The 23,384-nt window shown below is 36.8% G+C and carries 18 protein-coding genes; 9 read left to right on the top strand and 9 right to left on the bottom strand.

Features of this window, described 5'->3' with window-relative positions:
* Positions 1–139: 139 nt before the first annotated feature.
* The 7 genes from hemB to hemA form a co-directional block, all read right to left on the bottom strand.
* A complete protein-coding gene (gene hemB, locus AC000W_RS14705; protein ID WP_474749363.1) occupies positions 140–1,129 on the bottom strand; it encodes a porphobilinogen synthase in 990 nt (329 codons plus the stop codon).
* A gap of 89 nt (positions 1,130–1,218) precedes the next feature.
* Positions 1,219–1,377 carry a hypothetical protein gene (locus AC000W_RS14700; protein WP_474749362.1) on the bottom strand — a complete coding sequence of 53 codons (159 nt, stop codon included), beginning with the start codon at positions 1,375–1,377 and terminating at the stop codon, positions 1,219–1,221.
* 9 nt (positions 1,378–1,386) lie between these two features.
* Positions 1,387–2,289, bottom strand: a complete 903-nt coding sequence (hemF, locus tag AC000W_RS14695) for an oxygen-dependent coproporphyrinogen oxidase (RefSeq protein WP_474749360.1) — start codon at positions 2,287–2,289, stop codon at positions 1,387–1,389.
* Positions 2,286–2,819: a GNAT family N-acetyltransferase gene (locus AC000W_RS14690; protein WP_474749358.1), complete on the bottom strand. Its 534-nt coding sequence runs from the start codon at positions 2,817–2,819 to the stop codon at positions 2,286–2,288. Before AC000W_RS14690 ends, hemF begins: the two co-directional genes overlap by 4 nt.
* Before the next feature lie 17 nt (positions 2,820–2,836).
* Entirely contained in the window at positions 2,837–3,865 is a 1,029-nt protein-coding gene (gene hemE, locus AC000W_RS14685) for a uroporphyrinogen decarboxylase (protein ID WP_474749356.1), read from the bottom strand.
* A gap of 101 nt (positions 3,866–3,966) precedes the next feature.
* The gene (hemC, locus tag AC000W_RS14680; RefSeq protein WP_474749355.1) at positions 3,967–5,541 is read right to left on the bottom strand and encodes a hydroxymethylbilane synthase; all 1,575 of its coding nucleotides are present in this window, start codon (positions 5,539–5,541) and stop codon (positions 3,967–3,969) included.
* Entirely contained in the window at positions 5,538–6,794 is a 1,257-nt protein-coding gene (hemA, locus tag AC000W_RS14675; protein WP_474749353.1) for a glutamyl-tRNA reductase, read from the bottom strand. Before hemA ends, hemC begins: the two co-directional genes overlap by 4 nt.
* 202 nt (positions 6,795–6,996) lie before the next feature.
* On the opposite strand from hemA, the gene AC000W_RS14670 reads away from it, so the two are divergent.
* Entirely contained in the window at positions 6,997–7,887 is an 891-nt protein-coding gene (locus AC000W_RS14670) for a helix-turn-helix domain-containing protein (RefSeq protein ID WP_474749352.1), read from the top strand.
* A gap of 2 nt (positions 7,888–7,889) precedes the next feature.
* Here the strand turns inward: AC000W_RS14670 and AC000W_RS14665 are convergent, their stop codons facing one another.
* Both AC000W_RS14665 and AC000W_RS14660 read right to left on the bottom strand, forming a co-directional pair.
* Positions 7,890–8,732 carry an N-acetylmuramoyl-L-alanine amidase-like domain-containing protein gene (locus AC000W_RS14665; protein ID WP_474749350.1) on the bottom strand — a complete coding sequence of 281 codons (843 nt, stop codon included), beginning with the start codon at positions 8,730–8,732 and terminating at the stop codon, positions 7,890–7,892.
* Positions 8,732–10,057, bottom strand: a complete 1,326-nt coding sequence (locus AC000W_RS14660) for a hypothetical protein (RefSeq protein ID WP_474749348.1) — start codon at positions 10,055–10,057, stop codon at positions 8,732–8,734. The genes AC000W_RS14665 and AC000W_RS14660 overlap by 1 nt, the downstream gene beginning before the upstream one ends.
* Before the next feature lie 183 nt (positions 10,058–10,240).
* On the opposite strand from AC000W_RS14660, the gene hemH reads away from it, so the two are divergent.
* The 8 genes from hemH (at position 10,241) to AC000W_RS14620 (ending at position 23,316) form a co-directional block, all read left to right on the top strand.
* Positions 10,241–11,251 (top strand): ferrochelatase, encoded by a 1,011-nt coding sequence (gene hemH, locus AC000W_RS14655; protein WP_474749346.1) that lies wholly within the window; start codon positions 10,241–10,243, stop codon positions 11,249–11,251.
* Between the two features lie 61 nt (positions 11,252–11,312).
* On the top strand, positions 11,313–14,450 hold the full coding sequence (locus tag AC000W_RS14650; RefSeq protein ID WP_474749345.1) for a VPS10 domain-containing protein: 3,138 nt from the start codon (positions 11,313–11,315) through the stop codon (positions 14,448–14,450).
* Between the two features lie 29 nt (positions 14,451–14,479).
* Positions 14,480–17,614 carry a VPS10 domain-containing protein gene (locus tag AC000W_RS14645; RefSeq protein WP_474749343.1) on the top strand — a complete coding sequence of 1,045 codons (3,135 nt, stop codon included), beginning with the start codon at positions 14,480–14,482 and terminating at the stop codon, positions 17,612–17,614.
* Positions 17,615–17,616: 2 nt separating this feature from the next.
* Positions 17,617–18,165 (top strand): CopD family protein, encoded by a 549-nt coding sequence (locus tag AC000W_RS14640; RefSeq protein WP_474749389.1) that lies wholly within the window; start codon positions 17,617–17,619, stop codon positions 18,163–18,165.
* A gap of 129 nt (positions 18,166–18,294) precedes the next feature.
* The gene (locus AC000W_RS14635; RefSeq protein WP_474749342.1) at positions 18,295–19,716 is read left to right on the top strand and encodes a sensor histidine kinase; all 1,422 of its coding nucleotides are present in this window, start codon (positions 18,295–18,297) and stop codon (positions 19,714–19,716) included.
* Positions 19,713–20,495 carry an enoyl-CoA hydratase-related protein gene (locus tag AC000W_RS14630; RefSeq protein WP_474749340.1) on the top strand — a complete coding sequence of 261 codons (783 nt, stop codon included), beginning with the start codon at positions 19,713–19,715 and terminating at the stop codon, positions 20,493–20,495. The genes AC000W_RS14635 and AC000W_RS14630 overlap by 4 nt, the downstream gene beginning before the upstream one ends.
* A 30-nt stretch (positions 20,496–20,525) precedes the next feature.
* Positions 20,526–22,070 carry a hypothetical protein gene (locus AC000W_RS14625; protein ID WP_474749338.1) on the top strand — a complete coding sequence of 515 codons (1,545 nt, stop codon included), beginning with the start codon at positions 20,526–20,528 and terminating at the stop codon, positions 22,068–22,070.
* Positions 22,071–22,260: 190 nt separating this feature from the next.
* A complete protein-coding gene (locus AC000W_RS14620; protein ID WP_474749336.1) occupies positions 22,261–23,316 on the top strand; it encodes a PA0069 family radical SAM protein in 1,056 nt (351 codons plus the stop codon).
* Positions 23,317–23,384: the final 68 nt, after the last annotated feature.

Genomic DNA, 23,384 nt, shown 5'->3' with positions numbered 1-23,384 from the left:
GTTCGAGCGGAGTCGAGAACTATTAAGTAGAAACCTCTCGACTCCGCCTGTCTGCCGACAGAGGCAGGCTCGAGGTGACACATTAACCTAATAAGAGAATCACACCTTATCAACCTTTCGATTTCGCTCCAGAGGACAATTAACCAAGTAATTTAACCACATCCTTTGCAAAATAACTAGCAATTATATTAGCTCCAGCTCTTTTAAAGGCCATCAATTGCTCCATCATTACGGCATCATGGTCTAACCATCCTTTTTCAGCTGCGGCTTTTACCATAGCGTATTCTCCACTTACCTGATATACTGCAACAGGAACATCCACTTCGTTTTTAATTTCTCTGAGAATATCTAAATAAGCAATTCCAGGTTTTACCATAACAATATCGGCTCCTTCGTCAATATCCATTTGGGTTTCTCTAATGGCTTCAAACCTATTAGCAAAGTCCATTTGATATGTTTTCTTGTCTTTGGGAACATTTTTAATATCCACGGGAGCGGAATCCAAGGCATCTCGAAAAGGGCCATAAAAAGAGCTAGAATATTTTGCGCTATAGCTCATAATCCCCGTATTTATTAGGTTTTCATCATCTAATCCTTCACGAATGGTCAGGATCCTACCATCCATCATATCACTTGGAGCAACAAAATCAGCTCCCGCTTGGGCATGGGAGATGCTCATTTCTACCAAAACCTCTACTGTTTCATCGTTTAGAATTTGTCCATCCTGTACAATGCCATCATGCCCATAGGAAGAGTAGGGGTCTAGGGCAACATCTGTCATGACCAACATTTGCGGACAGGCATTTTTGACCGTTTTTATGGCACGTTGCATCAGCCCAAAAGGGTTTAATGCTTCTTTTCCTTCATTGTCCTTAAGGTTATCTGGCACCTTAACAAAAAGTAACACAGCACAAAGCCCCATGCTCCATAGCTCTTTCACCTCTTTTTCCAAATTGTCCGGACTTAATCTGTAATAATTGGGCATGGAAGCTATTTCTTCTTTTACTCCTTTTCCCTCCACTACAAAAAGAGGGACTAAAAAGTCATCTGGAGTGATTATAGTCTCTCTAACCAATCTTCTAATGGATTCGTTTTGGCGAAGTCTTCGGTTTCTTATAAGTGGGTACATAGTTTGTTAATTTGTCTTGTTCAATATTTTATGCAAGGCTGCGATAGGTTAAAGATACTTTACTAAACCTTAAGAATATAGTTTGTCATTTATTTTTCACTTGCCTTTTCTTGACTCATTTTAAGAATGTTTTTTAGACGTTCTTTACGAACTTCTTTTTCCTTTTTAAGCTTGTTCTTTTTTCTATTTAAAAGCTTGGTGTGTTTTGCTTTATTCGCTGTGTTCTTTTCTTTACCCTTTTTTGCCATGTTTTGGTTTTATGCCCAATTCTTAGGGTTTTTTAAAATTTTGAGTAGTCGTTCTTCTTCACTCCCTGCTTCTGGCTCGTGATTATACACCCATTGCACATGTGGTGGTAGGCTCATAAGAATACTTTCTATACGACCATTGGTTTTTAATCCAAACAAAGTGCCTTTATCATGCACTAAATTAAATTCTACATAGCGACCACGTCTAATTTCTTGCCAAGTTCGTTGTTCTTGTGAATAGGAAAGTTCCTTTCTTTTTTCAACTATGGGTACATATGCTTCTAGAAAACTATTGCCCACTTCGGTTACAAAATTGTACCAGTCCTGTAATTGCATAGAATCGGACTTTTTAAGCCGGTCAAAAAACAAACCCCCTATACCACGAGCTTCGTTCCGGTGAGTATTCCAAAAATATTCGTCGCACTGTTTTTTGTAAGTAGGATAAAATTCAGCATTGTGTTTATCACAGGCCATTTTACATACAGAATGAAAATGTGCGGCATCTTCATCAAACAAATAATAAGGAGTAAGGTCTTGTCCGCCACCAAACCATTGTTCAACAATATTTCCATTGGAATCATACATTTCAAAATAACGCCAATTGGCATGCACAGTTGGCACCATAGGATTTTTAGGATGAAGTACCAGACTTAACCCACAGGCAAAAAAATTAGCGTCTGTGACTCCAAAATATTGTTGCATGCTTTTTGGCAACTCTCCATGCACAGCTGAAATATTAACTCCGCCTTTTTCAAATACATTTCCGTTTTCTATAACACGTGTTCTGCCACCTCCACCTTCTGGGCGTTTCCAAATATCTTCTTGAAAAGTAGCTTTGCCATCAACTTCTTCTAATTTAGAAGTGATTGTATCTTGAAATTGTAGAATGTAGTTGTAAAATGTATCTTTCATTTTGATAATTCATATAGTTCCATATCCATTATTTCCCCACTGAAAGTAGTATGTGCTTTGGGTAAGGACTTTTTCCATTTATACCCACAATTCTTAGCAACAGAAACACTTCCCAAATTGCTTTTATGTGCTATAATTTGTAGTGTTGTTACTTTTACTTCCTTTAATGCCCAGCTGGATATGTGCTGTACCGCTTTAGTTGTGATGCCTTTACCTTCATATTGATATCCTATACAATAAGCCAATTCTGCTTCTTCTTTTTCTAGGTCTATTTCTTTAACATACACAAGACCTACAATTGTTCTATTCTGGATTTCTTTAAGCGTAAAGAGAAATTCTTTTTTCTGCGCAAATTCCTTGACTTTTTTATCGGCAAATATCCTTGATAGGTCTGGCGTTAAATTTTGTCTTAAGGTTTTAGGAAAATCTTGCTTTAACCGGTCTGCATTAGCAGTAATAAAATCACACAATTTCCATGCGTCATTTTCATGAATGGGATTGATTTCAATATTATTGAATCGATATTGCATTTTAATTTTTATTAAGGCTAACGATACTCCTTAACGGCATCAATAAATGCCTTAGCGTTTTCTATTGGAATATTAGGTAATATTCCATGCCCTAGATTTACAATGTATTTATCTTTTCCAAATTCATCAATCATATGTTTTACCATTCTTTTAATATCTGATGGAGGTGAAAATAACCTGGCTGGGTCAAAATTACCTTGAAGTGTAATATTTCCGCCAGATAAATACCGGGCATTTCTTGCTGAGCATGTCCAATCTACACCCAATGCCGAAGCTCCAGAGCGTGCCATTTCTTGCAAAGCAAACCAACATCCTTTTCCAAAAACTATTACAGGAGCTTCATCTTTAAGCGCATCTATAATTTGCTGAATGTATTTCCAAGAAAATTCTTGATAATCGGTTGGAGAAAGCATTCCCCCCCACGAATCAAATACTTGCACAGCATTAACACCTGCTTTTACTTTAGCTTTTAGATAAGCAATTGTGGTATCTGTGATTTTTTGCAACAATGTATGAGCCACAAGAGGTTCAGTAAAACATAGTTCTTTGGCTTTGTCAAACGTTTTACTCCCTTGTCCTTGAACGCAATAACATAAAATAGTCCACGGAGAACCAGCAAAGCCAATTAAAGGGACTTCATCATTCAACTTCTCTTTAGTCATTTTTATGGCATCCATTACATAACCCAAGGTCTCTTGAATATCTGGAACAATAACTTGGTCTAAATCTTTTTGAGAACGGATAGGGTTGGGCAAATATGGACCAAAATCAGGTTTCATTTGCACCTCAATATTCATGGCCTGTGGAATTACCAAAATATCACTGAAAAGAATGGCCGCATCCATACCATATCTTCGAATTGGCTGCACCGTAATTTCTGATGCCAGTTCAGGTGTTTGACAACGTGTAAAGAAATCATATTTCTTACGGATTTCCATAAATTCAGGAAGGTATCTTCCAGCTTGGCGCATCATCCAAACGGGAGGTCTATCAACTGTCTCTCCTTTTAATGCTCTAAGAAATAAATCGTTTTTAATTGTTTCCATGTTCAATTATTCTCATCATTGCGAAGCAAATTTATTTGTTGCTGCAATCTGTTTGTTTTAATAGATTACTTCGTCATTTTATTCCTCGTAATGACGATAACTTAAACATAATGTTCATTCACCAATTCTATAACACTTTCTACCGTGGGTACTTTGGCAACACGAACATCTTTAAAATGCTTTCTTGCTTCTTTTGCAGTGGTTTCACCAATACAAAAAGCAATTTTATCAGAGTTGTTGTTCTGAATATAACTTTGTACGGTAGATGGACTAAAGAACAGAATTCCCTCTACGGTTTCATCAACTTTTATGGATGACAATTCCGTTTCGTAAGCCACAATTTCTGTTAGGCTGATTTTGTTTTCCGTTAGAATATTTGGCAAATCGTCCAGACGAATATCACTACAGAAAAAAGTGGCTTCAGTACCTTCAATATAGTCCACAAGATACTCCGCTAACTTTTTGGCATTTTTTGAAGTGTGTTTTACTGGACCAATTTTCTCCTCAATAAGACGTTTGGTTCTGCGGCCAACACAATAGATGTTTTTAAATTGTAGCTCATCAGGAGAAAAAGAAGCCATTAACGCCTCTACAGCATTTTTACTGGTGATAATGACATTTTTTATTTCGTTCCTCAACTGGTTTCTTGGAATTCTATTGAGCTTTATTTTCACAAAGTCACTACTGTCCGAAACAATTCCATTTTGAAACAAGTGCTTTTGGGTTTCAGTAAGTGTTTTTGTGGAATAAATATTGGTTTGTTTGCGCTCTAGTTTTAAATCATCCATCAAACGATTACCGCCTTTTTTCAATACTTTTTCAGCACATTCCTCAGCTAAATTCAAATGTTGCTCTGGTTTAGTAGAGCCAGAAACTTCAATTTTTTTAGTGCCATCCTTACTTAACAAAACCCCTTTAAAATGCAACTCTTCTTTTTTAATATAAGCCAAAGCACCAATAGGAGCAGTGCAACCACCTTCTAGCAAATTTAGGAACTTCCGCTCTGTGGCAACACAGATTTCGGTCTCCTCGTGGTTAAGTTCTTTAAGAACTTCTCTTAATTCTTCATTCTCTTCTAAAGCAGTAATCATAACTGCACCTTGCCCTGGAGCAGGAACCATCCAACTAAGGATAATAGAATTCTCAGGTTTTAAGTCAATACGTTCTACACCTGCGGTGGCGAAAATAGCACCGTTCCAATCATTATTATCTAATTTTTGAAGTCTTGTATTTACATTCCCCCTTAAATCTACCACGGTATGGGTTGGGAATCTATTTAGCCACTGTGCTTTCCTTCTTAAACTTCCAGTAGCTATTACACCTTCTTTTTGAGCTAAAAACTCCTCATTATTTTTAAAAACCAATAAATCACTGAATTTTCCACGCTTTAAAACGGCTGCTTGCACAATACCTTTGGGTAAAATTGTTGGAACATCTTTAAGGGAATGTACGGCAATGTCAATTTCATTGTTTAGCATGGCAATGTCCAAGGTTCTGGTAAAGATGCCTGTAATGCCTAACTCGTATAAAGGCTTGTTCAAAACTAAATCCCCTGTGGATTTAACAGGAACCAATTCCGTTTTATGACCAAGAAATTTTAGTTGTTTTTGTACTGTTTTGGCTTGCCATAGTGCCAGTTCACTATCGCGAGTACCTATTCGGATGGTTTTGTTCATTTGGAATCTACTTCTAGTTGAAAAACTTTTTGGATGAGTTCCAAACTGTTATCGGCATCAATATCCGTTTCCTTTAAGTGATTGGCGAATTGTTTTGTTATTTTCTGAATGATACGGTCAGAAACAATATCGGCCTGTGCGGTATCAAAATCCGTAATTTTTTTGGATTGAAAATTCAGCTCCTCATCTTTCATGGTGCTTAGCTTCTTTTTTAAAGCTTTGATTACTGGAGCAAATTTTCTGGTTTCCAACCATTTCATAAAATCATCCTTTACATACTGGATAATTTCTTCTGCTTGAGGAATAAACTGTTTTCTACGCTCCAAAGTCTCATCTGTCATTTGTGATAAATGGTCTAAATGGACAACGGTGACATTTTCCATACCCAGAACATCATCAGACACATTTTTAGGAACAGAAAGGTCTAGAATCAACAATGGTTTTTTGGTATGTAGAATGTCCTTGGATATGGTAGGCGATTGAGCCCCTGTAGCGACAATCAATATGTCGGAAGTTCGAATTTCAGTCTGTAAATCTTCATGATTTTTGACAATCAAATTGAATTTTCCAGCAATTTTTTCGGCCTTATCCTTAGTTCTATTTATTAATGTGATGTGAGGATTCTTAGTATGTTTTATTAGATTCTCACAAGTATTTCTTCCTATTTTCCCAGTTCCAAATAACAAAATGTTCTTTTCTGAAACGTTAGAAACATTTTTTAGAATGTATTGAACAGATGCAAAAGCCACAGAAGTTGCGCCAGATGAAATTTCAGTTTCAGTTTTAATGCGCTTACTGGCTTGAATGATAGCATTACAAAGGCGCTCAATAAACGGATTGGCAAGGTTGTATTTTTTAGAACGATTAAAGCTTTGTTTTAACTGACTTATAATTTCAAAATCTCCTAAAATTTGACTATCCAATCCAGTGCCTACTTTAAAGAGATGTGAAATTGCGTCATTATTTTTGTGCACATAAGCTACTTCTTGAAATTCCTCTACGGTTCCCTTTGTATTGTCGCACAAAAGTTTAATGAGCTGAAAAGGGTGCATGGCAAAACCATGAAGTTCTGTACGATTGCAAGTAGAAGTAACCAAAAGACCATCAAGACCTTCTTCTTTAGCTTGTTCTAAAATTTTATTCATGGAATTAGCATCCAAACTAAACCGACCACGTACTTCTGCGTCCGCTTTTTTATAGTTCAACCCAATGGTGTAGAAAGAACTGTGTTTGGAAATATGATAACTTTTCATGCAATTTTCAATCTCGCACAAAAATAAAGGCGTACCGCTAATAAAAATAACGCTGTAAGAACAATAAACACCGCTTCAAGTTATTTTTACTTTCGTTTAAGTAGAAATCCATTAAAACCCTTATTTTTGCTATGTTTTTTTATGTAATTCAATTAATTATTTAGAACATTTCTAAATAGAATAAACAAATCAATTTTTAAAAATGGGCGAAGAAAATACCGCTATAGGTTCTTTTGAGGAAGTTTTGGTAGAAGAAGGCTTTTATGTGCTTAAAATTCAAAACAACAGTTCTGAAATACAGAAAGTTAGTAGACCTATAGATAGTACTTATATTCAGTTTCATTTTTGCTTAAAAGGGAACGGTAAGTTTATCTTCAATGATGGTAGATATGCCTTAGATGTAACTGAAGAAAGCTCACTTTTGCTGTACAATACACAATTGGATTTGCCCATGAACTTGGAGCTGAATCCAAATTCTTGGATGGTCTCTTTAGTAATGACCATACGCAAGTTTCATTCTTTGTTTTCAGCGGATGTTGTTTACATTCCTTTTCTAAGTGCAGAGAACAAAGAGAAAAAGTACTATTCCCAAGAACCCATAACCCCTTCTATTGCTATTGTGTTAAGCCAAATAATGAACTACAATTTACATCCATCCATAAAGGCTTTGTACATAAAGGGCAAGATTTACGAACTTATTTCCATATATTTTAACAAAGGAGAAGATGCCGATGTGGAACAATGTCCTTTTTTGGTGGATGAAGAAAACGTGAGGCGCATTCGCAATGCAAAAAAAATCATGATTTCTCGTATGGCAGAGCCCCCAAGTCTTGTTGAGCTCTCAGAAGAAATTGGTCTTAGTTTAAAAAAATTGAAGGAAGGGTTTAAACAGATTTATGGGGATACGGTATATGGCTTTTTGTTCGATTATAAAATGGATTATGCGCGTAAAATGCTAGAAACCGGTCAACACAATGTAAATGAAGTTGGTCTAAAGGTAGGTTATAGTACATCTAGCCATTTTATTGCTGCTTTTAAAAAGAAGTATGGCACTACACCTAAAAAATATTTGATGTCTTTGGCGAACGGCTAGAATTATAAAGGCCTAGCAACTACAATTCCAATATTGTGTTTAATCTTTTTAAGATAATCTGCTAAGGGTAATTTGGAAACTTCGACTTCCATAGAGCCTGTGGAAGCATGCAATAAATGAATACGCCCATCTGCTTCCCTAATAGCAATTCCTGTATGGGTTACGTCCAATCCTTTTATTGATGTTGCCAATGCTATGATGTCTCCATCCTTTATTAAATGTTCGTTGGCTTCAATTTGATCTTGCGGTAAAAAACAAATGCTTTCTTGATTGAGTTCTTTTTCTGTTTTTAGAAGTTGAGTGTAATTTTCTTCGTTAGCCAGGAAAGGATATAGGTCACGATGTGTTCCCATAAAATTAATCTCCTTTTGAAGTTCAATTCCGCCTAAATCATTGGTAATGTCCTTAACTAAACTTTTAGAGGTATTGTTCTTAATCCAATAGGTAAAATAGTGTAAACGTGATGAATACCCATTCATTTTACCATTTTCATACCGAATGGTTTCAAGCAAACCTACATATGAATCAAAATCGGTTTTTCCTTCCTTTAAAAGTAGGCTAAAAGCCAATACATTTTCCACAAAAGTGGTACAATCCAATCCGTGTAGGTTTACGACCAAAGTTTCGGTATCGCCAATTTCCAAAGTCTTTGCCACATAGGGAGTTTTTAGAAATGTTTTACCAATTGCCACCATGGTTTTGCCAATATCATCTTCTAAAAGCCCATCGATTTCAATGGTTTTGCTTTCAAAAGCTTTTTTGTCGGCAAGGGAGCAAGTAATTTGCTGGGCAAATGAGATTTGTCCAAGACTATAGAATGATAATATAAGAAATGCTTTTTTCATTATTTTGTGTAAAAAGTTATTCCTTCTGTTGAGTCATAATATTCAGATACTTTTTCAAATTGTAAATAAAGTAGAGTTGAATAATGCTCAAGACTTTCAAAGCCAATAGTTGGATATTTTTCAAGTATTTCTTTGGGAAGATTATCAATTAGTACTTTATGACCTTTAGGAGCACTATAGCTCCAACCTGTAAATGAACGGTTGTTTTCTTCATACAAACCTTCAGTATATGTCCATCGATGATTGGATTTAACATAGTCCACATTAATAGAAAAATCAAAATTAGTTATAGATGAATTAATAATAGAAAAATTAGGTCTTTCTGGAATAATGATTTCTTGTAATTTATCGCCATATTTAGAAATGTGGTAATTGTAGTCATCAATGGTTATATTAAAATGAGTTCTATATTTTTTGAACCTATCCAGATAACCAATTTTTAAAGGGTTTGTTGGGATTTCATTATTAGTAAAAATTATGTCATGTAACCAATATCCTTCATTTTGGTGAAATTCTTGGTTGTCTTCAAAACCAGCCACATTTAAAATATACCTTGTATTTTCAGGCAAGTTAACAGTTACATAGCTATCAAAATATAAAAAATCCATAGAATAGTCCAAGGAAAGATTTTGTGCCTGTGGATTGGTGAATGAAAAATATTTCAATTCATTGTTTCTATCCAATACTGTAATGATATAATCATCATGGCTTTCATACTTTGGAACATTCATTACGACCTCGTGTAAGCCACTTCTATTAGTACCGCCACCACTTCCGCCTAATCTGCCTCTTTTAATGGTAGAAAGCACTTTAGGAAGATTAAAACCGCTGTAGCTTCCAGGGATGTCGTTTATAGTAAGTTCAAACTCTCCAGTGTTAATTAGAGGCTGATATTCAGAGACAGTAACATTATCACTGCCAAAGTCAATTTCATCTCCCTTAGAAATAAGTGATGTGGTTGATAACTCATGTGATTTAGAACTTACATCTTGAAAAAATCGTAATGTGGTATAACAAATAAATTCGCTTATGGTATCCAAAACGGCAATGAATTCTATAGTGTCATTAGCTTCAAAGGATTTGTAATCCAACAATTTTCCATTTTCATCATGAACAATAACCCAATCATCAGTATCTTCTGTTTTATAATTCTCTCTAATATTAATTGTTAAATAGCTCTCCACAACTGGCACTTCTATTTCCTCTTCTTCAGAAATAGAATCAATTGGTTTTTCTTCTTCTTTGGTGCAACCTGTAAATAGTAATAAAGTAAAAAGAAAAATAAACTTAAAATAGGTAAGATGAAATTTGTGGTTCGGTGTCATATTTTTGTTTAAAAATAAGAATAAATAAAGGGATTAAATTAAAAGAATAGATGACCAACCATGTTTTTTGTTTAAGTGAATGATTGTAATTAATATTATTTATAAGCATATTGAGAAAGTATCTTCTCTTTTTAAATTAAGTTTAAGTACAAATCTTATTTTTGCATGAATTAAGCATACAGTATGAAAGGAGTTTTGTTAGTCAATTTAGGTTCTCCAGATAGTCCAACCCCAAAAGATGTAAAGCCTTATTTGGATGAATTTTTAATGGACGAGCGGGTCATTGACGTGCCTTTATGGTTAAGAAACATCATAGTGCGAGGCATAATTCTTAGAAACCGACCGAAAAAATCGGCTGAAGCGTATAAAAAAATTTGGTGGGAAGAAGGCTCTCCGCTTGTTGTAATTTCTGAGCGTTTTGCGGAGAAAGTGGGTAAAAAATCCGAATTGCCTATTGCTTTAGGAATGCGGTATGGTTCCATGACTATAAAGAATGCTCTTCAAGAATTGCATAACAAGGGGGTAGATGAGGTTTTGTTGGTACCATTGTACCCACATTATGCCATGTCTTCCTATGAAACTGTTGTGGTAAAGACCATGGAAGAAAAGGAGAAGTTTTTTCCTAAAATGCAGATTACAACCTTACCTGCTTTTTACAAGAATGAAGATTATATTAAAGTACTGTCTGAATCCATTAAAAAAGAACTAGAAGGGTTTGATTATGACCATATTCTTTTTTCATATCACGGAATTCCTGAAAGACATATTAAGAAGTCGGATCCTACAAAGTTTCATTGCAAAATAGACGGTGCTTGTTGCTCAACAAACTCAGTCGCTCACAATACGTGTTATAGGCATCAATGTTTTGAAATGACAAAACTTGTAAAAGCTTATTTAAACTTACCAGAAGAGAAAGTGAGCTTGTCTTTTCAATCGCGCTTACCTAATGACCCTTGGTTAAAACCATATACGGATTTTGAATTTGAACGCTTTCCAAAAGAGGGCAAGAAAAATTTGGCAGTAATTACTCCGGCTTTTGTTGCTGACTGTTTAGAAACCCTTGAAGAGATTGCCATGGAAGGTAAAAAGCAGTTCCAAGAAGCAGGCGGTAAGGATTATAAACATATTCCTTGTCTAAATGATAGTGATGCTTGGGTTAATTTAATGGCTAGTTGGATAAAAGAGTGGAGTTAGGAATAACAATTGCCTTCTTTTTTCTTACTTTTAAGGATAGCTAATTCCAACTCAAAAAATAATGAAAGCATTTTACATCAAAACCAGCGTTTTGCTGGTACTTTCCGTATTCTTTTTCAACACTATTTCAGCTCAAAAACGAAAAAAAACCAACCCAGTTGAGGTTGCCTATCCAGAAGAACTGTATTCCAGTTTGGAATATCGATTAATAGGTCCTTTTAGGGGAGGGCGTTCTGCAGCAGTGACTGGTGTTCCTGGAGAACCCAATCTGTTTTATTTTGGAGCCACAGGTGGTGGTGTATGGAAAACAACTGATGGCGGGCGTACTTGGGGCAATATCTCCGATGGTTTTTTCGGCGGAAGTATAGGTGCCGTAGAAGTGGCAAAAAGTGACCCCAATGTTATATATGTTGGCGGGGGTGAAAAAACCTTAAGAGGAAATGTATCTTCTGGTTATGGTATTTGGAAAACAGAAGATGCTGGTAAAACATGGAAAAAAGCCGGGTTAGAAAACAGTAGACACGTTCCTAGAATAAAAATACACCCTTCAAATCCTAATATTGTATATGCTGCGGTACTAGGTAATATATATAAACCCACCCAGGAAAGAGGGGTCTATAAAAGTATAGACGGGGGTGAAACATGGAAAAAAACCTTGTTTGTTAATAGTATGGCAGGAGCTGTGGATTTAACATTGGACCCTACAAATCCTAGAATTTTATATGCTTCTACATGGCGAGCACAACGTACTCCCTATAGTTTAAGTAGTGGCGGTGATGGCTCTGCTCTATGGAAAAGCACTGATAGCGGTGAAACTTGGACAGAAATTTCCAAGAATGAAGGCTTCCCAAAAGATACTTTGGGAATTATTGGCGTCACAGTTTCCCCAAAAAATTCGGAACGTGTCTGGGCAATAGTAGAAAACAAGGAAAAAGGAGGATTGTATCGTAGTGATAATGGAGGAAAAAAATGGACACAAGTAAACAGTGAGCGCAAATTGCGTCAACGTGCTTGGTATTACACCAGGTTGTATGCAGATACCGAAGATGAAGATGTGGTATATGTCCTAAATGTACGGTACCATAAATCTACTGATGGAGGAAAAACGTTCAACACATTTAATGCGCCTCATGGAGACCACCATGACTTATGGATAGCACCAGAAAATTCCAAAAGAATGATTATCGGTGATGATGGTGGTGCACAAATCACCTACGATGGAGGAGAAACATGGAGCACATACTATAACCAACCAACATCACAATTTTATAGAGTTACGACAGACAATTCTTTTCCATATCGTATTTATGTTGCTCAACAGGATAATTCAACACTCAGAATAAGGCACAGAAGCGATGGCTTTGGAATCAGTGAAGATGACTGGGAATCAACTGCTGGTGGGGAGTCGGCTCATATTGCAGTGGACCCTAACAACAATGACATTGTGTATGGAGGTAGTTATGATGGTTTTTTAACCCGCGTAAATCACAAAACAGGCACGGTAAGGGGCATAAATGTATGGCCAGATAATCCCATGGGTGCTGGTGCAGAGGCTATGAAGTACCGGTTTCAATGGAATTTCCCTATTATTTTCAGTAAACACGACCCTAAGAAGCTATATACTTTCTCTAATCATGTACATGTGACCGAAAATGAAGGTCAAAGTTGGAAAGTGTTGAGTGGAGACCTTACAAGAAATGACCCAACCAAATTGGTTTCCAGTGGAGGGCCTATTACTCAGGATAATACAAGTGTGGAATATTATTGCACCATTTTTGCAGCAAATGAAAGTCCATTAAAAGAAGGGTTGTTATGGGTGGGTAGTGATGATGGTTTAATTCACGTTTCCAAAGATAGTGGTTCAACTTGGGACAATGTAACTCCTACGAACATCCCAGAATGGAGTATGATAAATAGTATTGAACCATCGGCATTTGATGAAGGCACTTGCTATGTTGCCGCTACAAGATATAAGTTGGGAGATTTTCAACCTTATCTTTATAAGACAACCGACTATGGACAGACATGGGCAAAAATAACGAACGGTATAAATAGTGAACATTTCACACGTGTGGTTCGGGAAGACCCTAAAAATAAGGGGTTGCTCTATGCAGGAACCGAAACAGGGATGTATATTTCTTTTGATGACGGTAAAAATTGGAACCCCTTTCAGCTGAATTTACCGATTGTCCCTATTACTGATTTGACAATAAAAGACAACAACCTTATTGTGGCCACACAAGGTAGAAGTCTATGGATAATTGATGATTTAACAGTTTTGCATCAGTTAGATTCTAATAAGAAAACGGCATCATCAGTACTTTATAAACCAAAAGATTCCTATAGAACTAAAGGAGGCGCCAGAACCACTCTGTCTAAAACTGAAGGTCAGAATCATCCAAATGGTGTTGTAACACATTACTATATCAAAGATTTTAGTAAAAAGGATAGTATCAGTCTTACTTATTCGACCTTAAAAGGGGATACATTGGCAACCTACAGCACTTTTGCCAAGGAGAAGGACAAAAAATTAAAGGTTAAAAAAGGAGGAAACACCTTTGTTTGGAATACAAGAGGAAAATCTGCAGAAAAACTAAAGGGAATGATTCTTTGGTGGGCAAATTTAAATGGACCCAAAGCGGTACCGGGCGACTATAAGGTGAGCTTAAATGTGAATGGGACTACTTTGTCAGAAAGCTTTACCATCCTTCCAGACCCAAGAGCGGAAGTATCAGTTGCTGATATGCAAAAGCAGTATGATTTTATTAGTAGTATCAATGAAACAGTTGATAAATCGCATCAATCTATTAAAAAAATACGTAAAATAAATGCTCAGTTAGATGCTTTTAGTATGCAATACAAGGACAATGATGAAACCAAGGATTTGGTTGAAAAGGCTAAAAAGATGAAAAAAGGTTTTGAAGAAGTGGAAAAGGCGTTGTACCAAACAAAAAACAGAAGTAATCAAGATCCATTGAATTTCCCAATTAAATTGACCAACAAATTGGGGCATTTAAATAGTTTGGTTGGGATTGATGACTTTCCACCTACGGAACAAGATATTGCCGTAAAAAATGAGCTAACAAACAAAATTAATGTTCAGTTAAAAGCTTTTGATGCCTTGGTCGATATAGAAATTAAGGAATTCAATGAAGCCTTTAACACACTAAAATTGAATTACTTATTTATTGAGGATTAATGATTATACCAACAACTAAATTTGTAAGTATGAGAAAAAAAACGGTTTTGGTCTATTTGCTTTTTTTTACGGCTATGACCTTTGGACAAAAGGCAGAAACCTATTTTAAACCCTTAAAATATAGAAATATAGGCCCCTTTAGAGGGGGTAGATCCGTTACGGCATCCGGTGTTGTTGGTGATCCATTAACGTATTACATGGGAACCACAGGGGGTGGGCTTTGGAAAACCACCGATGCAGGACAACGATGGGAAAATATTTCCGATGGTTTTTTTGAAATGGGTTCCGTTGGGGCAATAGCCGTTTCCAAATCCAATACAAACATCCTTTATTGCGGTATGGGAGAACATGCGCCAAGAGGGGTAATGACCTCATATGGAGATGGTGTCTATAAATCCACTGATGCAGGAAAAACATGGAAAAAAATGGGATTGGAAGCTACCCAGCATATTGCTAGGATTGTAATTCATCCAACAGATCCAAATATTGTCTATGTGGCCGCCCAAGGGGCCTTGTATGGCCCAAATAAGGAGCGGGGAATATACAAATCTACCGATGGAGGGGTAACATGGAAAAAAACTCTTTTTGTAAATGAGTTAACAGGCTGTTCAGAACTGTCTATGGCTGCAAATTATCCGGAAATTTTATATGCAGCCATGTGGCACCACCAACGAAAGCCAAATATTGTAATAAGTGGTGGTGAAGGTAGTGGTATGTATAAATCCACTGATGGAGGTGAGAGTTGGTTTAAAATTGAAAAAGGCCTTCCCAAGGAAAAAGGGAAAATGGCAATTTCTGTTAGTCCGGCAAACTCCAATAAAGTATATGCTGTGGTTGAAAGTGATTCTGATAAGGATAAAGGTGGCCTTTTTGTCTCTAGTGATGCAGGAAAAACTTGGAGCATGGCCAGTGGAGATAATCGTTTGGTACAAAGAGCTTGGTATTATACAGAAGTGTTTACCGACCCAAATAATGAAAATACTGTATATGTTATGAGTGCTCCCGCCTTGCGATCTATTGATGGCGGAAAAACTTGGAAAACGTTATCGGGAACGCATGGGGACTATCATGATTTGTGGATTAATCCCTCAAACTCCAAGAATATGGTAATTGCTAATGACGGTGGAGCGGCCATCAGTTTTAATTATGGAAAAACATGGTCTACACAGAGTATAATGCCTACGGCACAGTTTTATAGAATAAGTGTGGACAACCTATTTCCCTACAATATTTATGGAGGTCAGCAAGACAACACTTCTGTAAAAATAGCGAGTCTTTCTGTGGGAAGAAGCGCAATAACAGAGCAAGATTGGACATATTCCGCAGGAGGTGAAAGTGCTTTTTTGGCTTTTGACCCTGACAATCCTAGATATGTTTTGGGTGGAAGTTATTTAGGTACAATTGAAGCATTAGATATGGAGTCTAAGGCATCAACCAAAATTATGGCAGCACCAATTCAATATTTGGGAAGAGAGGCTCGGAACATGAAATACCTCTACAATTGGAACGCACCCATAATACGTTCTCAGCATGAGCCCAATACGTTTTACCATTGCGCCCAATTGGTTTTACGAACCCGTGACATGGGTATTACTTGGGAAGAAGTGTCTCCAGATTTAACTCGAAATATGGATGATAAACAAGGAAATGGAGGAGGACCATATACCAATGAAGCAGTTGGCGCGGAAAATTACGGCACCATAGCATATATGATAGAATCACCACATGAAAAAGGAGTATTATGGACAGGTAGTGATGATGGTTTGGTACATGTAACAAGGGATAATGGTGCCTCATGGCAAAATGTGACTCCAAAGGAGTTGAAAGAATGTTTGGTAAATGCCATAGAAGTGTCACCACATGATCCAGCCACAGCATATATTGCAACAACTAGATACAAATTTAATGACCATACTCCTGCCATTTACAAAACTTCAGATTATGGAAAGAGTTGGGTTAATATTAGTTCGGGTATTCCCAATGGTGCTTTTACCAGGGTGGTGCGGGAAGATCAAACTCGTAAGGATTTACTTTATGCAGGCACGGAAAAAGGAATCTATATTTCATGGAACGGAGGAAAATCATGGGAATCGTTTCAATTAAATTTGCCCAAAGCACCTATAACAGATCTAAAGGTACACAAGGGTAATTTGGTGGTTGCTACCTCTGGGCGTTCTTTTTGGATATTGGATGATTTAAAAGTGTTGGCAGAACATCAGCCCTCAACAACAAAGAGCACGCTAAAAATCCTTGAACCCAATGATGCCCTAAATGGTTCATGGCAAAGTCCAATGAATAGCAGTTCCGGTACTTTTAAAGGCACAAATCCCTTTACCGGGGTTAACCCGGCAAATGGCATGGTCATCTATTATGAATTGCCCAAAATGTCCGATTCTACTCACGTTTCATTGGAAATAAAGGATTCCAAAGGGAATGTAGTGCGTTCTTTTAGCTCTGAAAAGGATAAAGAAGCTATTAGGTTCAATGGAGGTGGTCCACCTCCAAACCCGTTGTTGAGTAAAAAAGAAGGCCTTAACCGTTTTGTTTGGGACATGAAAACAAGTCTTTTGCCCGGAATTCCCAAGGTTTATATAGAAGCTGGTTTTAGAGGGCATATTGTGCCGCCTGGCACCTATACCCTACAACTAAAGGCCAATGGGGAAACGGTTACCACCCAAGGCAAGATCATTGAAATGCCGACCTATGAAACAAAGAGTGGCCAATATGAGGAGTATGATATTTTAATGACGGAAATGGAGCAAAAACTGACCTTGATGCATACAAAGGTCAATTCTTTGTTCAAGGCACAGCAGCAACTAAAGTCGGTTATAAAAAATTTAGAGAATGCCGATTTAAAAACAGAGGGTAAAAAGCTCCTGGAGCAGATGGATGCTTGGGACAAGGATATGGTTCAACGTAAATCTCAGGCCTATGACGACGTAGAGAATTTCCCCAATAAATTCACGGCGGAATATCTATTTTTGATAGATGCGACCAACAGTAGCATTCCAAGGGTGAACAAATCTTCATTGGATAGAAAACTAGAGTTAGATCAACAGTGGAATATTTTGGAAAAAGAGGCCAATAGATTGATAAAAGTGGCAATACCCGATTATAGCAAAAAACTTTGGGCCAGTGGTATTGGCGCTATACAGATACGCTAAGAATGGGGTACTACAACTATATTAAAGCCTTGCACCTAATTTTTGTGATTACCTGGTTCGCAGGGCTTTTTTATATTCCAAGATTATTTATTTATCATATTGAAGCTTCACAAAAACCGTCTCCTGAGAAAGAAATACTAACCCAACAACTAAAGCTAATGACCAGAAGGCTTTGGCATATTATTTCTTGGCCTTCAGCGATATTGGCAACTTTATTTGCAATTTGGTTGCTTATTTTAAATCCTGCATTACTCCATCAAGCTTGGATGCATGTTAAACTTGGCTTTGTGGTTTTATTATGGGTATATCACTTAAAAAACCATCAAATATATAAGCAACTGCAAAGGGATGAGGTTAAGTATACCTCTAGATTTATGCGCATATGGAACGAAATTGCCACTTTGGTTCTTTTCGCCATCGTGTTTTTGGTAATCCTTAAAAGTGCCTTTAATTGGGTCTTTGGAGTTGTCGGAATTGTTGTTTTGGGAATCTTACTAATGCTCGGAATTAAGCTGTATAAGAATATTAGGAGCAAAAATCCAGATGCGTAGCCTTACAGAGTCAATCACTTTTGATGAAATTTACAGGAAACCAATGTGGCTCGATAATTGTTATCTTTAACATTAAATTGGAGGCCCTTGTTCAAGAAACTTTCGCTTAGATCCCGCATTTTTATTTCCATGATAGTATTGGTGCTTATCGCCTCTATACTTATTGCTGGGGTTACAGTTTATCAATACCGGGAACAATCCAGAGATTATCATAGACAAAAACTAGAGCGCAAGGAAGCGCAGATAAGACAAAGTATAAACTATACAATTCAAAAAACTTCCTATCCCGTTACCACAGAATATTTGGGACACATTTTTAAAAATGAAATTTATGAAATTGCAGATGTACAGAATCTCAATTTCAATATTTATGACTTGGAAGGGCAGCTAATAAAAAGTTCTCGCCCAAAATTTGTGAACGATTCGGTTTCCACTTGCTTAGATGCAGAGGTGCTCAATAATTTATCTGCAAGTATAAACAAGCGTTATGTAGAAGAGAACAGTGCCGCTGGAGATAAGTTTCAAGCATCTTACACCTATATAGAGGATCGTAAATTTAAATCAATTGGGATATTGGACATTCCCTATTTTGAGGATAACTCATTTAACGATAAAGAACTAAAGGAGTTTTTATTTCGTTTGGGAGGAGTTTACTTAATTATGTTGTTAGCGGCCATTGGGTTGGCGTATTTTATTTCAAAATATATTACTCGCTCGTTACAGACTATTTCCGATAAAATGACTCAAACCGATTTAACCAAAAGGAATGAGAAAATATTTGTGCAGAATCCAAGTGAAGAGGTTGGTAAATTAATAGATTCTTATAATGCCATGATAGATGAGCTAGAACAAAGTGCAGCTAAATTGGCTAGAAGTGAAAGAGAACAGGCATGGCGAGAAATGGCAAAACAAGTAGCACATGAGATTAAAAACCCCCTGACTCCAATGCGTTTGAGCGTACAAAGTTTTGAACGCAAATTTGACCCCAAGGATCCCAATATAGATACCAAAGTGGCCGAATATTCTAAAACATTAATTCAGCAAATAGATACCATGAGCAGTATTGCCTCTGCATTTTCCAATTTTGCAGAAATGCCAGCCCAACAAAATGAAACATTAAATGTTGTTAAGATTGTAAAACTGGCATTGGATATTTTTAATGAGGATTATATTCATTTTATTACCGATGAAAAGGAAATAATTGCCAAACTGGATAGAACACAATTAATACGTGTGGTTACCAATTTGGTAAAGAACGCTATACAGGCGGTTCCAGAAGTAGAATCACCCAGAATATTGGTTTCTGTGGCATCTGAAGGGAATTTTGTTAAAATTTCAGTTGCCGATAATGGAGTTGGAATTGCAGAAGAGGTTAAAGACAAAATTTTTGAGCCCAAGTTTACCACCAAGTCCAGTGGAATGGGACTTGGCTTGGGAATGGTAAAAAATATAGCTGAAACCTATAAAGGCGATATTAAATTCACTTCACAATATGGAAAAGGAACTGTGTTTACGGTAAGGTTTCCCAAAGAAAATGCATCAGAATCATGAAATACCAAAATGTACTCGTAGCTAAGGAAAATAAGTTGGCCATCGTGACCGTTAACCGCCCCAATAAATTAAATGCCCTTAACAAGCAGACCATTGAAGAACTTCATCATGTTTTTAAGACTTTGGATAAGGATAAAGAGGCTAAGGTCATTATTGTTACCGGGAGAGGAGAAAAGGCCTTTGTGGCAGGAGCAGATATTGCGGAATTCTCAGATTTTTCGGTAAAAAAAGGAACAAAATTGGCGGCAAAAGGTCAAGAATTATTATTCAACTTTATAGAAAACCTATCTACACCGGTTATTGCTGCGGTCAATGGCTATGCATTGGGCGGAGGCTTAGAACTTGCCATGGCATGCCATTTTAGGGTTGCTAGCCATAATGCCAAAATGGGTCTTCCCGAGGTATCTTTGGGTGTAATTCCTGGTTATGGCGGTACACAAAGATTGCCCCAATTAATTGGTAAGGGGCGAGCTTTAGAACTTATTATGACCGCAGGGATGATAGACTCTGGAAAAGCCGAAGATTATGGTTTGGTAAATCATGTAGTGGCTTTGGAAGAATTGATGCCGATGTGCAAAAAAATAGCAAGCAGAATATCGAATAATTCCACTGTTGCCATAAATTATGCAATAAAAGCGGTAAATGCTGGTTTTAACAATGATGTTAATGGGTACAATGCCGAAATAGAGGCCTTTGGAACCTGTTTTGGCACAGCTGACTTTAAAGAGGGCACATCAGCCTTTTTAGAAAAAAGAAAGGCCGATTTCCCAGGGAAATAACATCGTTCAATAAATAACCAAGTAAGACCGATGAAAAATAGAATTCTTCTTCTAATTCTTTTTATAGGCGTATTGGGTTCTGCCCAAAAAATGCCTGTTTCCTATAATTTTGGTGAAAAATTCAACGACCGATACAAATATTCCAATTTACTTTCTATAGCAGAGGATGGCAAGGGAGGTTCTATATTGGTACGCACCTATTATACGGGACTTATTTTAAAGCCAAAAGGATTTCTTATTGAGCATTATAATGAAAATTTGGAATTGGTTTCCGAGTATAATTATAAATACAAGAGTGAAGGCTTTATTAATGCGTACGTAAAGAACGGTCAGTTGTACATGCTATTTTTAGAATACAATGTTAACAACCTATCCTATGAATATATGGTGCACCGTAGCCCAATTTTTGAATATAATTTTACGGTAAACACTATTTTATCCATTGCTTCGGATTATGTGGAAAATGCCTTGGATAAGAATTACTACAATAGAGATTTTTCCAAAGGGTTTACAACCTCAGTTCTTTTTGATGAGGATAAATCAGCCTTTGTAATTAGCACACATTTTAAAAGAAGAAAAATCAACCAACACCATATTTATTTGTTTGATGCCAGTGCAAACATGGTTTTTGACCATGATTTTTCTGCTGAGGTAGAGGAAAAAAACTATGCTTTTGAAAACATTGCTATTAGTAATGATTTGTCCAAAGTATACATTATTGGCAAAGCATATTTTAAAAAGAAACGTTTTACAGCCTTGGAGCGTAAGTTTCAGTATGAGTTAATCCAAGTTTCGGCATCGGGTGCAAAAACACAGACTTTTGATGAGCCGGGGAAATTTTCGGAGGCATTGGTTCCAATATTGAAAAACAACAGATTGGTTTGTGTCGGCTTTTATGCCGATAGAAAAGATAATAGGTACAATGGTCTTAGTTACTTTGATGTTGACCCACTTAGCTTGGCTGTAAGCACAAAAAAATACAATCCATTTTCACAACAGTTTATGGATGATAAGTTTGGTCGTGAAGAGGAAAGAGAGGTCTCCAATCTTGTTTTTAAGAATGTAAATATTACTGACAAGAATGAAATTCTTTTTAACGCTGAGGAATACTTTGTAACAAATAGCCTGGAAAGAAGCCCAACGGGAACTCGCCTAAAGATTGAAAGATACCATTATAATGACATGGTGGGAGCCAAACTGAACGCCAACGGAGATATGGAATGGGTACGGAATATCAATAAATCCGAGGTTACTCAAAACGATGGCGCTTATGCATCTTACAGTTCTTATACCTTTGGTGATGATTCGTATTTCTTTATCAGTACCGCATCAGAGAATCCACAATTGGTGAACAATGAACGTCTTATTTTTAGACAAGGATTAAGTAGAAACCGTAACATTTTCCTTATCCGTTTGGATGGTGATGGCAAAATGGACTATGAAAAAATTATAGATAACAAAGAGGCCAGACTTCCTTTAATGGTGTCCAAACCTTTATTGTGTCAAAATAAGAACGACATTCTTTTTTACGCGAAAAGGGGTAGTAAAAAACAGCTGGTAAAAGTCGCTTTTTAGGCCTTAAACATTAGTATTGAGTCATTTTGACCTAAGGGAGAAATCTAATTTTTGGATTTCTCGTCCCTCGTTCTTCGCTCTGTTGAAATGACCATAGAATAATCCATGTTAAAGTTTTAGAATAAAAATTTATAAATGGAAATATTCCATAAATTTGGAATAAATCCATAATTTGAATCAAAAAGACTACATGAAAGGACGGGGTGCCCAAGAAAATATCCACAACAAATTTCTAAAACACATCTACGAAACTCGTGACGATTTCCTAGAATTTTGCCGTATAGAAGGAGAAGAAGCAGACAACAATAGAACGCAGTACATTCCCATTTTTCCAAAAACCATTGTAAACAAAGTCACAAGTCCAGATATTGGGATGATGCATTCCATGAACCCTTACCAAGGCTGCGAGCATGGGTGTATTTATTGTTACGCCCGCAATACCCATGAGTATTGGGGCTATAGTGCCGGGTTGGATTTTGAACGCAAAATTTTGATAAAGAAAGATGCTCCCATGCTTTTAGAGGACAAGTTAAAAAGCAAAAGGTGGGTGGCACAGACCATTGTACTTTCTGGCAATACAGATTGCTACCAGCCCGCGGAGCAAAAATTTAAAATAACAAGAGCTTGTTTAGAGGTGTTTTTAAAATACCGCCACCCTGTGGGTATTATTACTAAAAACGCCTTAATTCTTAGAGATTTAGACATCTTAAAAGAATTAACAAAGCATCAATTGGTGGCAGTAAATGTATCAGTTACATCCTTATCCGAAAAGACAAGACGTATTTTGGAACCGCGTACTACCACAATAAAAAAGCGGTTGGAAACCATCAGAATTTTATCAGAAAATAATATTCCAGTAAACGCTATGTTGGCACCTATTATTCCTGGAATCAACAGCCATGAAATCATGAATTTGGCAAAAGCGGTATCAGAGAACGGAGCATTGTCGTGTGCTTTTACCGTGGTAAGATTAAATGGTGCCATTGGTCATATTTTTACGGATTGGATCAAGAAAACCTTACCAGACAAGGCAGATAAAGTACTGCACCAAATACAAGATTGCCATGGAGGTAAGTTAAACGATAGTCGGTTTGGAATACGAACCAAAGGAGATGGCAAAATTGCCCAACAAATTCATGACTTGGTTCGTTTGGCGCGGCATACCTACTTTAAGGACAAGGTGTTCCCAAAGTTAAACAAGGAACTGCACCAAGAATATAAAGATGGACAAATGCGATTGTTTTAAGAAACACTGTATATAGCCACCCCTATTGGGGGAATATGTATAACTTTATTGTATATATAAACAAGTTA

It is taken from the genome of Saonia sp., assembly GCF_056326165.1.
The sequence above is the reverse complement of the archived record's forward strand: the minus strand, read 5'-3'. Positions and strand labels throughout refer to the sequence as shown.

Bases quoted from the DNA above. Each gene is read 5' to 3' on its own strand.
- hemB (WP_474749363.1), bottom strand. From the start codon at position 1,129: ATGTACCCACTTATAAGAAACCGAAGACTTCGCCAAAACGAATCCATT.
- AC000W_RS14700 (WP_474749362.1), bottom strand. From the start codon at position 1,377: ATGGCAAAAAAGGGTAAAGAAAAGAACACAGCGAATAAAGCAAAACAC.
- hemF (WP_474749360.1), bottom strand. From the start codon at position 2,289: ATGAAAGATACATTTTACAACTACATTCTACAATTTCAAGATACAATC.
- AC000W_RS14690 (WP_474749358.1), bottom strand. From the start codon at position 2,819: ATGCAATATCGATTCAATAATATTGAAATCAATCCCATTCATGAAAAT.
- hemE (WP_474749356.1), bottom strand. From the start codon at position 3,865: ATGGAAACAATTAAAAACGATTTATTTCTTAGAGCATTAAAAGGAGAG.
- hemC (WP_474749355.1), bottom strand. From the start codon at position 5,541: ATGAACAAAACCATCCGAATAGGTACTCGCGATAGTGAACTGGCACTA.
- hemA (WP_474749353.1), bottom strand. From the start codon at position 6,794: ATGAAAAGTTATCATATTTCCAAACACAGTTCTTTCTACACCATTGGG.
- AC000W_RS14670 (WP_474749352.1), top strand. From the start codon at position 6,997: ATGGGCGAAGAAAATACCGCTATAGGTTCTTTTGAGGAAGTTTTGGTA.
- AC000W_RS14665 (WP_474749350.1), bottom strand. From the start codon at position 8,732: ATGAAAAAAGCATTTCTTATATTATCATTCTATAGTCTTGGACAAATC.
- AC000W_RS14660 (WP_474749348.1), bottom strand. From the start codon at position 10,057: ATGACACCGAACCACAAATTTCATCTTACCTATTTTAAGTTTATTTTT.
- hemH (WP_474749346.1), top strand. From the start codon at position 10,241: ATGAAAGGAGTTTTGTTAGTCAATTTAGGTTCTCCAGATAGTCCAACC.
- AC000W_RS14650 (WP_474749345.1), top strand. From the start codon at position 11,313: ATGAAAGCATTTTACATCAAAACCAGCGTTTTGCTGGTACTTTCCGTA.
- AC000W_RS14645 (WP_474749343.1), top strand. From the start codon at position 14,480: ATGAGAAAAAAAACGGTTTTGGTCTATTTGCTTTTTTTTACGGCTATG.
- AC000W_RS14640 (WP_474749389.1), top strand. From the start codon at position 17,617: ATGGGGTACTACAACTATATTAAAGCCTTGCACCTAATTTTTGTGATT.
- AC000W_RS14635 (WP_474749342.1), top strand. From the start codon at position 18,295: ATGATAGTATTGGTGCTTATCGCCTCTATACTTATTGCTGGGGTTACA.
- AC000W_RS14630 (WP_474749340.1), top strand. From the start codon at position 19,713: ATGAAATACCAAAATGTACTCGTAGCTAAGGAAAATAAGTTGGCCATC.
- AC000W_RS14625 (WP_474749338.1), top strand. From the start codon at position 20,526: ATGAAAAATAGAATTCTTCTTCTAATTCTTTTTATAGGCGTATTGGGT.
- AC000W_RS14620 (WP_474749336.1), top strand. From the start codon at position 22,261: ATGAAAGGACGGGGTGCCCAAGAAAATATCCACAACAAATTTCTAAAA.